General features: G+C 34.4%; 13 protein-coding genes and 1 tRNA gene. 9 read left to right on the forward strand and 5 right to left on the reverse strand.

Going from position 1 to position 13,442, the window contains the following annotated elements:
* Positions 1-6: 6 nt before the first annotated feature.
* Positions 7-1,209, reverse strand: a complete 1,203-nt coding sequence (locus AC1M9C_RS01160) for an SfnB family sulfur acquisition oxidoreductase (protein ID WP_481608421.1) — start codon at positions 1,207-1,209, stop codon at positions 7-9.
* A gap of 373 nt (positions 1,210-1,582) precedes the next feature.
* Here AC1M9C_RS01160 and AC1M9C_RS01165 point away from each other — a divergent pair, with 373 nt between their 5' ends.
* Positions 1,583-2,347 carry a glutathione S-transferase family protein gene (locus tag AC1M9C_RS01165; RefSeq protein WP_481587043.1) on the forward strand — a complete coding sequence of 255 codons (765 nt, stop codon included), beginning with the start codon at positions 1,583-1,585 and terminating at the stop codon, positions 2,345-2,347.
* Between the two features lie 113 nt (positions 2,348-2,460).
* Complete coding sequence (locus AC1M9C_RS01170) at positions 2,461-2,931, forward strand: Lrp/AsnC family transcriptional regulator (protein ID WP_035264497.1); 471 nt, start codon at positions 2,461-2,463, stop codon at positions 2,929-2,931.
* A 77-nt stretch (positions 2,932-3,008) separates the two neighbouring features.
* On the opposite strand, the gene AC1M9C_RS01175 is transcribed toward AC1M9C_RS01170, so the two are convergent.
* Both AC1M9C_RS01175 and AC1M9C_RS01180 read right to left on the reverse strand, forming a co-directional pair.
* On the reverse strand, positions 3,009-3,758 hold the full coding sequence (locus AC1M9C_RS01175) for a YebC/PmpR family DNA-binding transcriptional regulator (protein ID WP_035264495.1): 750 nt from the start codon (positions 3,756-3,758) through the stop codon (positions 3,009-3,011).
* 107 nt (positions 3,759-3,865) lie between these two features.
* On the reverse strand, positions 3,866-4,432 hold the full coding sequence (locus tag AC1M9C_RS01180; protein WP_171076734.1) for a 1-acyl-sn-glycerol-3-phosphate acyltransferase: 567 nt from the start codon (positions 4,430-4,432) through the stop codon (positions 3,866-3,868).
* Positions 4,433-4,760: 328 nt separating this feature from the next.
* On the opposite strand from AC1M9C_RS01180, the gene AC1M9C_RS01185 reads away from it, so the two are divergent.
* From AC1M9C_RS01185 to AC1M9C_RS01195, 3 genes are all read left to right on the forward strand, one after another.
* Positions 4,761-4,837, forward strand: a tRNA-Ile gene (locus AC1M9C_RS01185).
* Between the two features lie 192 nt (positions 4,838-5,029).
* Complete coding sequence (locus AC1M9C_RS01190; protein ID WP_481606958.1) at positions 5,030-6,274, forward strand: tyrosine-type recombinase/integrase; 1,245 nt, start codon at positions 5,030-5,032, stop codon at positions 6,272-6,274.
* Between the two features lie 126 nt (positions 6,275-6,400).
* On the forward strand, positions 6,401-6,703 hold the full coding sequence (locus AC1M9C_RS01195) for a hypothetical protein (protein WP_481953034.1): 303 nt from the start codon (positions 6,401-6,403) through the stop codon (positions 6,701-6,703).
* A 487-nt stretch (positions 6,704-7,190) separates the two neighbouring features.
* Here AC1M9C_RS01195 and AC1M9C_RS01200 read toward each other — a convergent pair whose 3' ends face one another.
* Both AC1M9C_RS01200 and AC1M9C_RS01205 read right to left on the reverse strand, forming a co-directional pair.
* On the reverse strand, positions 7,191-7,517 hold the full coding sequence (locus tag AC1M9C_RS01200; protein ID WP_180027699.1) for a helix-turn-helix domain-containing protein: 327 nt from the start codon (positions 7,515-7,517) through the stop codon (positions 7,191-7,193).
* A gap of 619 nt (positions 7,518-8,136) precedes the next feature.
* Positions 8,137-9,429, reverse strand: a complete 1,293-nt coding sequence (locus AC1M9C_RS01205) for a type II toxin-antitoxin system HipA family toxin (RefSeq protein WP_481953035.1) — start codon at positions 9,427-9,429, stop codon at positions 8,137-8,139.
* A gap of 411 nt (positions 9,430-9,840) precedes the next feature.
* On the opposite strand from AC1M9C_RS01205, the gene AC1M9C_RS01210 reads away from it, so the two are divergent.
* The 4 genes from AC1M9C_RS01210 (at position 9,841) to AC1M9C_RS01225 (ending at position 13,439) form a co-directional block, all read left to right on the forward strand.
* Positions 9,841-10,494: an SOS response-associated peptidase gene (locus AC1M9C_RS01210; RefSeq protein WP_481953036.1), complete on the forward strand. Its 654-nt coding sequence runs from the start codon at positions 9,841-9,843 to the stop codon at positions 10,492-10,494.
* A 94-nt stretch (positions 10,495-10,588) separates the two neighbouring features.
* Complete coding sequence (locus AC1M9C_RS01215; RefSeq protein ID WP_180027709.1) at positions 10,589-11,158, forward strand: LexA family protein; 570 nt, start codon at positions 10,589-10,591, stop codon at positions 11,156-11,158.
* Positions 11,155-12,453 (forward strand): Y-family DNA polymerase, encoded by a 1,299-nt coding sequence (locus tag AC1M9C_RS01220; protein WP_481953037.1) that lies wholly within the window; start codon positions 11,155-11,157, stop codon positions 12,451-12,453. The genes AC1M9C_RS01215 and AC1M9C_RS01220 overlap by 4 nt, the downstream gene beginning before the upstream one ends.
* Positions 12,454-13,115: 662 nt before the next feature.
* Positions 13,116-13,439, forward strand: coding sequence for a hypothetical protein (locus AC1M9C_RS01225; protein WP_481953038.1), 324 nt, complete (start codon positions 13,116-13,118; stop codon positions 13,437-13,439).
* The last annotated feature ends 3 nt before the right edge of the window (positions 13,440-13,442 follow it).

Consider the following 13,442-nt stretch of genomic DNA (forward strand, 5'->3'; position numbering starts at 1 on the left):
GACTCCTTAAATCCAGGCATGACGTGCAGGAAAAGTATGGTTTAAGTAATACGAACCCAGCGCGTGAAGTTTCCAGCGAATAGGATCATGAAGGGTATGTACACGTGCATTTCGCCAGTGTTGATCAAAATTATGGACATTGAGGCTGGCGCGACTTCCCCCGAGCTCAATCAACTTTTCTGAGATATGCAGTGCAGCATCATTGGCATAGACTTTAGCTTCAGCAACTTTGATCGAAGCTTCAGCAATCTGTTCATCAGAGAGTTGTTCAACTACATTGAGTGAATCTAAATAATCAGCTGCTTCATCAAGCAAAAGAATGGCGGCATCTAACAAAACATTAGCTTTGCCAACTTCTTGTAAGGTGAAATACTCATCACTGGCACGCTCAACTTGTGCATCCACAATTGGGCGTGCTTTACGGATCGCAAACAACATGTCCTCAAATGCTGCTTCAGCAATACCAACATCGATAGCCACTTGCATCAGCTGTGAAAACGCGCCTCTAAAATTAGGGACGTCCAATAATTTTCTTTCATCAAAAATCAGTAATGGATCAACTTCAACATGGTCTAAAATCACTGTGCCACTTGAAGTGGTACGTTGACCAAATCCATCCCAGTCATTGATGACTTCGATACCAGTGGATTCACGGTTCACTAAAATTAAAACCACGTGACCTTCAGGGTGTATGGCTTTGATGGCTAACCAATGTGCAAATGAACTGCCTGTAGAATAGAATTTTTTTCCTGAAACTCGATATTTCCCATCCTCCAAAACAAGGTGTGTGTCTAAAGTCTTGGTATCTTTGGTATGTCGTTCTGGCCCCCCATTGGCAAGACGCTTACCTTTTAAAATTTCGTTGAAAATAAATTGCTTTTGTTCATCGCTTCCCATGATGTTGATCATATTGAGCAATGCAATTTGATTTTGTGGAATTTGCCCTAAACTTGAATCCGCTTTATTTAGAATACGAAATACTTGGGCAAGGGTACGATGAGAGACTTCAGCACCGCCATAGACGTGGGGGATGCGTAAGCCTCCTAAACCTTTTTGGCTGAATAATTCAATTTCTGCAAATGGTAAAGCTCGTTGTTGGTCACGCTGATTGCGACCTTCGAGCGCATAATCAGCAACATGATAGGCTGCATGAATGGCATCTTGATCATTTTCAATAACATGAACATTTTCAGTAATTAAACGAGACATAGATCAATTCCTCTTTGAGGAGATATACGCTACGCCCATAGAATATTTTTTTTAAATGCTGGTTTTCGTTGAACTATTAAAAAAAAATGCTTAAGACAAATATAGATATCGATTGAAAAATATTAGAAAACTTAAAATTTTGATTAATAATGAATTTTAATAAATTTCAGTGCTCTAAACACCTTGAATTCATTTAGACTTTGCAATAAAAAAGATAAAGATTTGCTAAACATTTATAATTTAACGGATTCATATTTCCAAAAATAACAATTTAAGTTGCAATTGATGCATTATCACATTGTGTTTTGGCATAGGGTTGCATAAAGTAAGCAAAACAATAAATCCTATGATTGATCAAGACTTCGGAGATTTTATGCGCATCCTTTACCAGTTTCCTTTATCTCACTTTTGTGAAAAAGCTCGCTGGTTACTTGATCATAAGGAATTGGATTATGTTGCTCAAAATATGATTCCGGGCGTACATCGTGCATTCGCAAAATTAAAAACAGGTCAAAACTCTCTGCCGATATTACGTGATAAAGAAAAGTGGATTGCAGATTCAACCCAAATTGCCCTGTATTTGGATGATGTCTATCCAGAGCATTCATTGCTCAGATCAGATTTAAAGTTAAGAAAAAAAGCAATTGAAATTAATGACCTGAGCAATCAATTGGGCGTATCAGTGAGGCGGTGGGGGCTTGCTCAAGCTTTATCTGAAAGTGATGAGCCGCTAGAAATCATGATTGGTGAAAAAGGATATCTGAGAAAATTTCAAAAGATCAGTAAGCCACTTATTAAAACTTTAGTTTCAACCAGCTATCAACTCGATGATGAACAAGTTTCACTTGCTAAAGAAAACATGCATGAAATTATTTTGCAGTTAAATGATCAATTGATTCACAATCAATCTCGATATTTGGTAGGAGATCGTTTAGGTTTGGCAGATATCGCCGTTTGTTCAATGCTTGCTCCACTACTCGAGATTTCTGGTACACCTTGGGAAAGAGAATATCATCAGCCAGTTTCATCTGAATTTGTGGAATATCAAAATCAATTGCTTGATTTGCCGATAGGACAATATGTTAAACGTATTTATGCCAATGAACGAAATGCGCGGGTAGATTGGCGCGGGATATAACAGAGCATATTTTCTGTTATGTTGTCTAATTAGTTAATTTATTTTCATTTGAATCGATATTTTTGAAAAAATAACGCATAATCATTTTGTGCCATGAAAATATTGAGAAGAAGATGGAATTAGATCGTTACGATAAACAAATTTTAGAAATTCTTACGCATGAAGATTTGAATCTGAACGAGCTTTCGGAGCGTATTAACCTGTCTGTAAGTTCAGTGCACCGTCGTATTAAACATCTCATCGAAACCAATATCATGACAAATTTAAAGCGTGATATTAACTATCAAAAATTGGGGTTTAATTTACATGTGTTGTTACAAGTATCATTGAGTAAGCATGACTCAGATACTTTTGCAAAATTTTTAGATGAACTTAAAAGTATTCCTGAAGTGATCAATGCTTTTTTAGTCACAGGGCAATCTGCTGATTTTATTATAGAAGTTGTTGCTCGTGATATGGAAAATTATAGCCAGATTTTGTTACAGCGAATTGGTAAAATTGATCATGTTGTGGCATTGCATTCAAGTTTTGTCATTAAAGAATATGATGTATTTAACTGTCATGGTTTATTGAGTAAAGCATAATTCAAGCTTGCAAAAAAAGACGCCTTTCAATTAAAAAAACGCACCAGAAGGTGCGTTTTTTTAATTCTGAATATGGATTAAGCATCCAATTGCGCTAAAACCTCTTCAGAGAACTCAACGTTGGTATATACGTTTTGTACATCATCTAAATCTTCAAGCATATCAATCATTTTCATGATTTTTTTCGCTTGATCGATATCTGTGATTTCTGCTTTAGTTGAAGGGTTCATCACCACTTCTGCATTGTCAGATTTTAAACCTGCAGCCGCTAAAGCATCTTGCACTGTACCAAAAGACTCTGGTGTGGTGATCACAAGAATTTCATCTTCTGTCACTTCAATGTCTTCTGCACCAGCTTCCAACGCAACGTCCATAATTTGGTCTTCTAAAGAAACATCTTCAAAAGTAATTTCACCACGTTTAGTGAAAAGGAAAGCAACAGAGCCGTTAGTACCTAAGTTACCATCTGTTTTAGAGAAGCAGTGACGAACATCTGGTACGGTACGGTTTAAGTTATCAGTCATTGTCTCAACAATAACGGCTACACCACCAACACCATAACCTTCGTATGTGACTTCTTTTAAATCATCATTGTCTTCACCACCAGCACCACGCTGAATGGCACGGTTGATGACATCACGAGTCATGTTAACGGACAATGCTTTTTCAACAACTGCACGAAGACGTGGGTTGCTTGCTGCATCTGGACCACCGAGTTTTGCAGCTGTAACAATTTCACGAATATATTTTGTGAAAACTTTACCACGACTAGCATCTTGTTTAGCTTTACGATGCTTAATATTGGCCCACTTGGAATGACCCGCCATGCGAAATATGCTCCTTGTAGATTGGCCTTATGCCTAATCAAATCTGCGAAATTCTACCATAAGGGCTTTTTTTTAATAAAGACCCTTATTTTAGCAATTGATCAAGATCAGGCTTTATTCTTCGGTTCAGGAATAATAATGTCTAAACCTGTATGTTCCTTATAAAGTTCCTGAATCAATTTCAAATCATGATCCAACTCTGATGGCATGATTTTGCCAAAAATTCCGCCTTGTTTGGTTTTTTGGTTTACAAACAAGAAAACGATAGGGACGTTTGCGGCTTTTGCGATATGCCAAAAACCGGTGCGGATCGGTTTACGTTGTTCACCATTTTTCGCACGAGTCGCTTCAGGCGCAATCACGAGATTAAATTTGTCATTGGAGTTGAAGAGTTCAACCATTTGCGCCACGATATCTTTATTTGAGTGACGGTCAACTGGAATACCACCAACCCCTTCTAGAATTGGCTTAAAAGGTCCTTTGAATAGTTCTTTTTTAATTAGTGTGTGAATCGGGATATCATGGATTTGAAACAGTGCGATTGAGAGTACAGCATCCATCATCGTGGTATGTTCAAAACCGATAATGACTTGTTTATCACCAAGCACATTCGGTTCAACATGATATTTGACACCAGCAAGTTTAAATGCCATTTCGGCAATGTGTTTTTTCATGATTCACAGAGATATTTGAATTTTATATGGCAGAGTTTCTTACTTCATTTTAAAAAATTCAATCCCTTTAGTAATAAATTATAGAAAAATTGACTACTAAATTTAGATTTTATCTGCAAACTTTACATCCTCGACGCTTACCAAAAATTCATAATTTTTCACATATTTGTGACTGAAATTCTATACATGATCAAGATCGTACGTGATTTGTAAACTGCGATGAATAAATTTTGGTCAAGCTGAAGATAAAAAAATGAAAAACCTTGTTTTTGAATTTGATATTGGCTAGTATTCTGATTCGAAAATACTTGAGAAATCAGTATTTATAGGGCCTATAGCTCAGTTGGTTAGAGCAGCGGACTCATAATCCGTTGGTCGACAGTTCAAGTCTGTCTGGGCCCACCAAATTTTATACTTATATAGCTTTATATAAGATCCAAACCCTTAATTCTAAAAGAGTTAAGGGTTTTTTATTGCTTTGTTTAACGTCATATAACTTCATATGGGAACACGCTCTGTGTATCCTTGTTTGTATCCTAAATTTAAAATATAACTCAGGGATACAAGATATAAATAATATAAGGATAATCCTGCGTTATGAATACACATTCAGGAAAGGCTGATGTTATAAACCGTTCAACAAATATTGTTCAGAATGGAACAGTAAGACGTAAAAAAAATGTAGAAGATAGATATAAATCTTTAAAGCCTAAAGTTAAAGAATATCGTGAGCCAACTGATATAGCGGGTTTATATTGCAGAGTTCAGTCTAATGGCAAAAAATCGTGGCAATATCGTTATAAAAATTCCAAAGGCAAATGGTCCTGGATTGGATTAGGAGCTTACCCTTCGGTCAGCTACTTACAAGCAAGAGAAAAAGCTGAAGATATGCTCAATGGTAAAGTTGAAATAAAGACACAGGCTGAGGTTAAGCAACTCAAGTTGCAAGAGCAAAGTGAATTATTTTCAAATTTAATATATGAGTGGTTAGACCGAAAAAAATTAGTGTGGGCTGCTGATACTTATCGAAAAGAAAAGCAATCAATTGAACGGCATTTAATACCAGTCTTTGGACATCGTGCATATAAGTCAATTACGCCGACAGAATGGTTGGAGTTTTTTACTGAAAAGCAAATAAATGAAAGAATTTTTAACAGAATTGAAAAGCTGATTTCATGTTGTTCAGGTGCCTATAGTTTAGCGAAGTTTAAAAAGGGAATTTTATATAATCCGCTCGAAGGTATTGGAAACCATTTAGCAAAAGGTGAGTCCGAAAGCATGAAGCACGTAAAGATTCATCAGTTACCAAAAATGATTTCGTTGATTCGAAATTCTTCATCTCGACCGATTGCAATAGGTTTAGAGCTTTTAATTCATATGTTTCCGCGTCCAGGAGAGCTGCAAAATGCACGATGGGAGCAATTTGATTTTCAAGAGGCTGTATGGGTAAGACCATCGTATATGATGAAAAATAGAATTGAACATGGAATTCCTTTATCAAGGCATGTAATTCAGCTTTTACAAGAACTTAAGCAATATTCTGGAGAAAGTGAATATCTATTTCCAGGTAGAAATGATCTAGGCAGACCTATTTCAAATTTAACATTCAATGCTGCACTAAATAGATTGGGTTATAAAGGGAAGCAAAATCCCCACGGTTTTAGACATATTGCCTCGACCAACTTAAATAAACATTTTAGTAATAAGTCTCAGGTGATCGAAGCAGCATTATCTCACGTGAAAGGCGGTGTTAAAGGAGCATATGATCAAGGAGCCCACTTAGAAGAGCGTTATGAGATTATGGAGTGGTGGAGTGCCCATATCGAATCACTCTTAACTTAATACTCAACAACTAATTTTAAATATCACTCGTGAGAGTGATTTTTTTTTGAGTTTTACATGGATTTAATTTCCTAAAAAAAAAATTTGTTAGGCTTGGTGTAAGTTTTTTAGAAAGAGGATCCAAAGTTGGATCATTCGAGAATTTATAATTCAAATGGAAGACGTAGCGTTATCCGTAATCAAGCTTCTGAAGCTATAGAAATACCTTCAGTTTGTAAAAATCTCAAGCCACTTCGGTTGAAGTATAATCAGGTTTGTGAGTTGCTTAATGTCACCAGAGATTGCTTACGCAAAATTATAGAAAATGATGTTACTTTTCCAAGATTTATGAAAGATGGCACATCTCGTCAATCGGCGGTCTATTTTGATACAGAAGAAATAGAAGAGTGGTATAGAAATTACAAAGCAAAATGTAGATGTGAACGATAATCCGATTTTTATGACCATCTAATTGATAATAGATGATGAGTTGATCCATAGCGTACACACAATGTGTAGGCAACCAATTAGGCGCTATGTAAAAAAAACCACTTAAATGTGGTTTTTTAATATTTAGGGTCATTACAAATTGCTGAGAAAGTTTTTTTCGAATACATTATTCGCATTCACGACTATCTTTTTGATAGGCTGATTTGATAACAGAGCTATAGCGATCAGACTGTTAGCCATTCTGCTAGCGACTTTTGTATGTTTAGTATACTCAGGAATCTATTGTGGGCTTATACACTTTTTAGGCTTAATCATAATATTTTCGGATAAATTTTTTATAACCTTAGATTTATGAAAGAGATTTATTTAAGAATTATTTTCCAAGATCAAAAAATATATTTAGATAAAAATTGTATCATTCATATCGATGTATTTATCCATATCATTTAATAGCCCTTATTTTGAAATTATTTTTAACCCTTCAATCTCATTCTTTTTGAAGTGAGATAATGAATTTTTCAATCATTTTGCGTTCTAACTCTGGTAAGTCCTGTAATGCATTTGTAATAGGATCAATCCCTGTGGTACTCATTTTTTCACAGCGTCCCAAAATGTAATCTGCCGATATATTAAGTATGACAATAAGCTTATAAAAATTTTCCAGCGATGGCTTTCGTGAGCCTGCTTCGAAATGTGCGATTGATGTCACAGGTATTCCCGTTTTTTCAGCTAACTCTTGCTGAGTTAACTTACGTATCTTTCGGGCTTCTTTCAATCGAATTTTAAAATTATTCGAGTTTAATTCAAATGTCATTACTACCGCCATATAGACAATAAAAATATGGCGATATAGCCATATTTTTATATAAATGTAGAAACAGTTTAGAGATTAACTAAAGAAACGTGAAGCCTCTAAATCATCACATGATAAAAAAAATAGCAAAAGGTAAAACGACCATCATGGATTATTCCGCGAGTCGTATTGTTACATTGATGCCACCGAGTATCAGGTACTAGTATTCGGCAACTTAATAATCGTAATGTATCTAAAATAGGGGCTACAAAAATCACCCTGAATCCGGCGTTACAGCTACAATATAACCCTGATTTTTGTCCTCAACTGGGTGTAAATAATTATTAGAATACACATTTTGTATTACCTTATTTAAATGATAAATACCACATGGTACATGATGGATTACAGATGGGAAAAACTAATAATTTCTCTTTTGTTTGCAATAAATTGGTTTAAGCTTTTGATGAGATATCGTGTTTTCAACCATATCACTTATAATTTATATTGGAACGCATCTCATAAAATTATTAAAACCAACTTTTAGTTGATGTTGTTCATCCACAGTTTATGCTTGAACGTCTGAAGTTCTTCAGTTTAAAAATCAGTATGATATAGATTGTTTTTTGAGAAGGATTTTCTATCTATGACAAATTGTTGTTAATTGTTGGCAAATATCTTGAATTCTATATTTGCAATTTTCGATGATCTCATAATCAATTCCTATGGATTCCATTTTAGTTAATAAGCCTTTGTATAAGTCAAGCTGTTCAGTAAACGTGTATTTTATTTGATCCTCGGTTATAGAAGTATTTTGTAAAATATAGTTTGTAATTTCTCTCCAATTAGTATCGTCATTTTCCCATCTAGTACATCTAGAGATTCCATCTGGATGCATCCATGTAGGAGTGAAATCGTAGAGAGGAGTTAATTGAATACAACCATTATTGAGTCGTTGAAATGCAGTATTTCGTGTATGGTTATCTTTGTTTCCTAAAGCAATATTTGCTAAATCTCTTTTAATGTATTCGATGATATCAAGTTCAGGATGACTGCAATATTTCATAATTAATTGGCAAACTTCATTATGGGTCATTGCCACTCCAAAGCCAGCTTTTCCACCAAATGAGGCTAAACTTTCTTGAGCAATTCTTTCAACACAATTATTTTCTACCTTTCTATCAAAACGTGGAATGAACAATGTTTTTCCATATAGCTCTAACTTTTTAAATACATTCAGACCAAGATATTCAGCTAATTGCATATACAGTGGTTCATGCATTAAAATTTTATTGAGACGTTCATCTCTACCACGGCTGAACTTAACCAACCAGTGTTGTTTTGCCTTGTTATCTGGTAGTGTGTGATCTAGATAAAATAGGTCATCAAAACTCTGTGTCAATAACAGTTTTGGCCATTCACCTTGGACACCAGTAGATCCATTAATAAATAAGCCTAAAGAAGTTAAATATTCTAGAAATTGTTCACCACGTTGGATGATTTCTTCTAGTGAAAATCCTATTATTGGTTGAGGTGAGTACTGAGATAGAAGCCATTCGTGTGCCTCTTTAACCCTTAAATTTCCAATGCAGTTACTAGCTCCTGCCCTAAGTAAAGACCAATCTGCTAGCTCTTGTGCATATTCAGAGTGACCAAGCTTTTTTAATAACTCTCTTCGACCGTACCCTTGTGGTAATAAATCCATAAGAAAAGCTGGCCATGTGGTTTCAAGATTACTATTTATAGTTACAGGATAATAATTTGAAAGAGCATGATTATCTTTCAAATTAATGTAATCAATTGCATAATCAAATAAATAGTATGTTGCAGTTTTAGCCAACCAACCTTTAGTTTCTAGATCTCTGAGTTCAATAGTTGCACAGTCGATCCACTCATTATTTAAAAATACTTGAATGGTACAAAAATTATCCATATATATGATTAAATAAAAAAATTAGGGATGTAATTAAGTAGTTTATTATTTTTTTAATAAAAAACTAGTCTCTGAAATTAAAAGGTTCTAATCCAAAAAATCTTGTAAATTTGCAATTTTATTTTACCAAAATATGTATATTGAATTTATGGCTATTCAGTATTATTAGACTGTGCTGTGTTATTAAGAAAAACCGCATTAAGTGGTTTTTTTAATTATTACTAGTAGCATACAGTATATAAAACATATAAAAAGCCTCCAGAAAAGGGGGGCTTTCATTAATTAAATTCATAAATAATTATACATAATACTAGTGAAATTCATATAAAATATAAAATCTTAAGTCAACATAATTTGATGTTTAGGATAGAAATCTGTTTTATTAGTAAATAATAATTAAGGAAATAAGACATGTGCTCAAATTATGAGTTTCCTTCAAAAAATAAATTACATTTATTAGATCTTTATGAATCACAACTAGAATTGGATTTTAGACAACATGTCTTCCCTTTATACGATGCCCCTATCATTATGGATGGTGCTGAACAATTTGATTTAGACGTGGCTAAATTTGGTTTAGTACCTCATTGGTCCAAAGACCTTAAATTTGGTCGGCATACATACAATGCACGCACAGAAACAATTGCTGAAAAACCTTCATTCCGAAGCGCTTGGAAAAATGACAAGTTTTGCTTGATACCTGTACAAGAGTTTTATGAGCCCAAGTATATCGATGGAAAGCCTCATTGGTGTGGTATATCGAGAGAAGATAAAGCTCCTTTTACGGTCGCAGGTATTTATGAGGACGCAATCATCGATGGTCGAAAGATACGCTCATTCTCAATGTTGACGATCAATGCTGAACATCATCACTTTATGAAACAGTTTCATGGTCCAGACGATGAAAAGCGATCTATCATTGTTATTCCAGAGAAGTATAGAAAAGACTGGTTAACAGTCTCCCATTTAGATGCTCATGAACTTTTTTTTGAAATGGATGATGAATATATAACCAAACCTTTCGACCGTTCATCTGAAAATAAACAGCAAGACTCTCTATTTTAAAGCCTTTTTAGCATTAGCTAATTTTTATATGTTGAAATAATTTAAAGCATGAATACAATCTTGATTACGTAACGCAATCAAGGGGAAATTAATCATGTCAGAAATTATATCAGGTCACGGTGGAAAGCGCGAAGGTGCTGGTCGAAAATCTCGGTTTGATGAACCAACAAAAGTTATTCGTGTACCAGAGTCTCGAGTTGTAGAAATTAAAAATTATTTAAAAAAATCACCTAATCATGAAATTTCTGATATTCGATTATTAGATCCATTAAGCCGTGTAGAAATTCCTGTAGCTACAGAGCGCGTCCAAGCTGGCTTTCCGTCACCAGCCCAAGATTACATCGATAAGAAACTAGATTTAAATGAATATTTGATTAGTAATGATCACGCAACTTTCATTGTAAAGGTTAACTCTTTATCTATGCTCAATGCTGGTTTAGATATCAATGACTCTTTGATTGTTGATCGTAGTATTGAGCCTCAACATCGAGATATTGTTATCGCATTGATTGATAATGAGTTCACTGTAAAGCGCCTCATTAAAGATGCATTAGGTTGTTGGCTCAAAGCCGAAAACGAAGGTTATAAAGATATCCATCCAATGGAAGGTCAAACTTTTGAAATTTGGGGTGTAGTTACTAGCGTTATTAAGAAGTTCAAATGAAGTCAAAACAAGAAATTTACGCGCTCATAGATGTAAATAATTGCTATGTCTCATGTGAGCGTCTGTTCAATCCTTCTCTTATAAATAAACCAGTCATTGTGTTATCAAATAATGATGGCTGTGCAGTTGCTCGATCTCAGGAAGCCAAAGATCTAGGCATTAAGATGGGTGTACCTCTATTTAAAATTAGAGATATTGTAGAGCAACATAATGTTCAGGTCTTATCAAGCAATTACGCTTTGTATGCCGAGATGTCACATCGCTTTCATTCAATCCTTGGACAGTATGTTGCACCAGATGAGCAAGAAATATATTCAATTGATGAATGTTTTCTAAAATTGACGGCGTATGCAGAACATTATGATCTTGATGATCTTGCCAGAGAAATGAAAGACCGAATCCTTAAATGGATTGGATTGCCTGTGTGCGTAGGAATTGGTCGTACTAAAACAGAAGCTAAAATTGCTAATCACATGGCAAAAAAAGCTAAAAGGTTTAATGGTGTGTGTAATTTGGTAGACATGGATTCACGTCATCGGGAACATTTTTGGGGGATTATTGAGGTATCTGAGGTTTGGGGAGTTGGTAGAAAACATTCGAAACGCTTAAATGATATGGGGGTAAATACTGTATTAGATTTATCTAAATGTAGCCCACACCAAATTGGAAAATTATTTTCATCTGTTATGCAGCGAACAGTAATGGAGTTACAAGGGATTTCATGCATCGAACTTGAAGATACACCACCACCTAAAAAACAGATTGTGGCAAGTCGTTCGTTTGGTGAGAAGATTACTGACATCGGGGATATGAGAGAGGCGATTTGCAAATACATTCAGGATGCAGTCAAGCGATTACGAGAGGATGGTTCGCTTTGTGGAACATTAATTGTATTTGTACAATCAAATCCATTTGATAAGAATGTTCCATACTATGGAAAGTCAACTTCTATAGACCTTCCCGAGCCATCGGATAGTGTTACTGTTCTAGCAAGATACTCCTTAAAGCTTTTAGATCAAGTCTATAAGCCAGGCATTCAATTTAAAAAATGTGGCGTGATGCTTTCTGATTTAATAGATAAAGATAAATATATACCCGAACTATTTGCAGATCATGATGCTATCGAAATAAATGAAAGATTAATGCAGGCTTACGAACATATTCACAAAAAATTTGGAAAGACTAAAATTTCAATTGGTACTTGTTATTTACCAAATAGAAAATGGATTGGAAAGAGAGCGAATGCAAGTAGAAATTATTTTAGTATCGAAGGTATGCTTACGATAGATATGTGATGTAAATCGGTGGCTATTCAAAAAGCTCATTGAATTTACTTCAATCAGCTTTTTAGGTTATTTTATATATATAAAAAATATCTATAACACTTAAGTTGATGAAAATTAAAATGAAAACACATAAAATCTAAGTTTTTATATGTTTTAACTAGTAATAATGATAATTATTGGATTCAATGATTTCAGTTAGTTTGATCACTCGATATTGGAATAATAAATTTATCGACTATTTTGCTTTAAGCATCAGATAGGTTTTGTAGTGTATTGGTTTCTTGGTGGACCCCTGAATTAATCAGATCGTTATTTCTCAATAAAATTTAATGACCATATAAGTTCAATATGAAAAGTAGCTTATAGAAGTTTTCAAGCGAAGGTCTCATCAGCATGTTTCAAAATGACCAATAGAGGTTACAGATATCCTCGTTTATTCAACTAACTTTTGCAGAGTTAGTTTTTTGACTTCCAACTTATTTTTTAATCGAACTTTGAAGAATGTTTGAGTCTAATGTAATTTACAATAATTGTTAAGTAGACAATAAAAACTTGACGATATAGACATATTTTTATATAAATATAAGTACAGTTTAGGGATTAACGAAACGACGTTAAGCCTCTAAATCATCACCTGATAAAAAATTAAATTAACAAAAGGCCAAACGATCATGATGGATTATTCTGCGAATCGTATGTTGACATCGATGCATCCAAGCATTCGGCAATTGAATATTCGTAATGTGTCCAAAATTGTAGCGTCTAAAATTATTATGGATACAGCATTACAGCTACAATATAACCCATATTTTTGTCGACTGCTTGGCGTATCCACTTCTCTCAATACACATATTGGTTTAGCTTACTTTATTGATGATCGTTATTTTGACCACTACGGCTTACAGCGAGAAAATTTAATTAACTTTTCTGAAGTGTATGAAAAATTAGTACAAGATTTTTATGAATATTCAGGTTATCAGCTGGATCAGTTGTGAATT

The organism is Acinetobacter sp. 24-47-39 (assembly GCF_056783825.1).

What these genes read in the sequence shown, in the direction of transcription:
- AC1M9C_RS01160 (WP_481608421.1), bottom strand. Translation starts at nt 1,209, where the DNA reads ATGTCTCGTTTAATTACTGAAAATGTTCATGTTATTGAAAATGATCAA.
- AC1M9C_RS01165 (WP_481587043.1), top strand. Translation starts at nt 1,583, where the DNA reads ATGCGCATCCTTTACCAGTTTCCTTTATCTCACTTTTGTGAAAAAGCT.
- AC1M9C_RS01170 (WP_035264497.1), top strand. Translation starts at nt 2,461, where the DNA reads ATGGAATTAGATCGTTACGATAAACAAATTTTAGAAATTCTTACGCAT.
- AC1M9C_RS01175 (WP_035264495.1), bottom strand. Translation starts at nt 3,758, where the DNA reads ATGGCGGGTCATTCCAAGTGGGCCAATATTAAGCATCGTAAAGCTAAA.
- AC1M9C_RS01180 (WP_171076734.1), bottom strand. Translation starts at nt 4,432, where the DNA reads ATGAAAAAACACATTGCCGAAATGGCATTTAAACTTGCTGGTGTCAAA.
- AC1M9C_RS01190 (WP_481606958.1), top strand. Translation starts at nt 5,030, where the DNA reads ATGAATACACATTCAGGAAAGGCTGATGTTATAAACCGTTCAACAAAT.
- AC1M9C_RS01200 (WP_180027699.1), bottom strand. Translation starts at nt 7,517, where the DNA reads ATGACATTTGAATTAAACTCGAATAATTTTAAAATTCGATTGAAAGAA.
- AC1M9C_RS01205 (WP_481953035.1), bottom strand. Translation starts at nt 9,429, where the DNA reads ATGGATAATTTTTGTACCATTCAAGTATTTTTAAATAATGAGTGGATC.
- AC1M9C_RS01210 (WP_481953036.1), top strand. Translation starts at nt 9,841, where the DNA reads ATGTGCTCAAATTATGAGTTTCCTTCAAAAAATAAATTACATTTATTA.
- AC1M9C_RS01215 (WP_180027709.1), top strand. Translation starts at nt 10,589, where the DNA reads ATGTCAGAAATTATATCAGGTCACGGTGGAAAGCGCGAAGGTGCTGGT.
- AC1M9C_RS01220 (WP_481953037.1), top strand. Translation starts at nt 11,155, where the DNA reads ATGAAGTCAAAACAAGAAATTTACGCGCTCATAGATGTAAATAATTGC.
- AC1M9C_RS01225 (WP_481953038.1), top strand. Translation starts at nt 13,116, where the DNA reads ATGATGGATTATTCTGCGAATCGTATGTTGACATCGATGCATCCAAGC.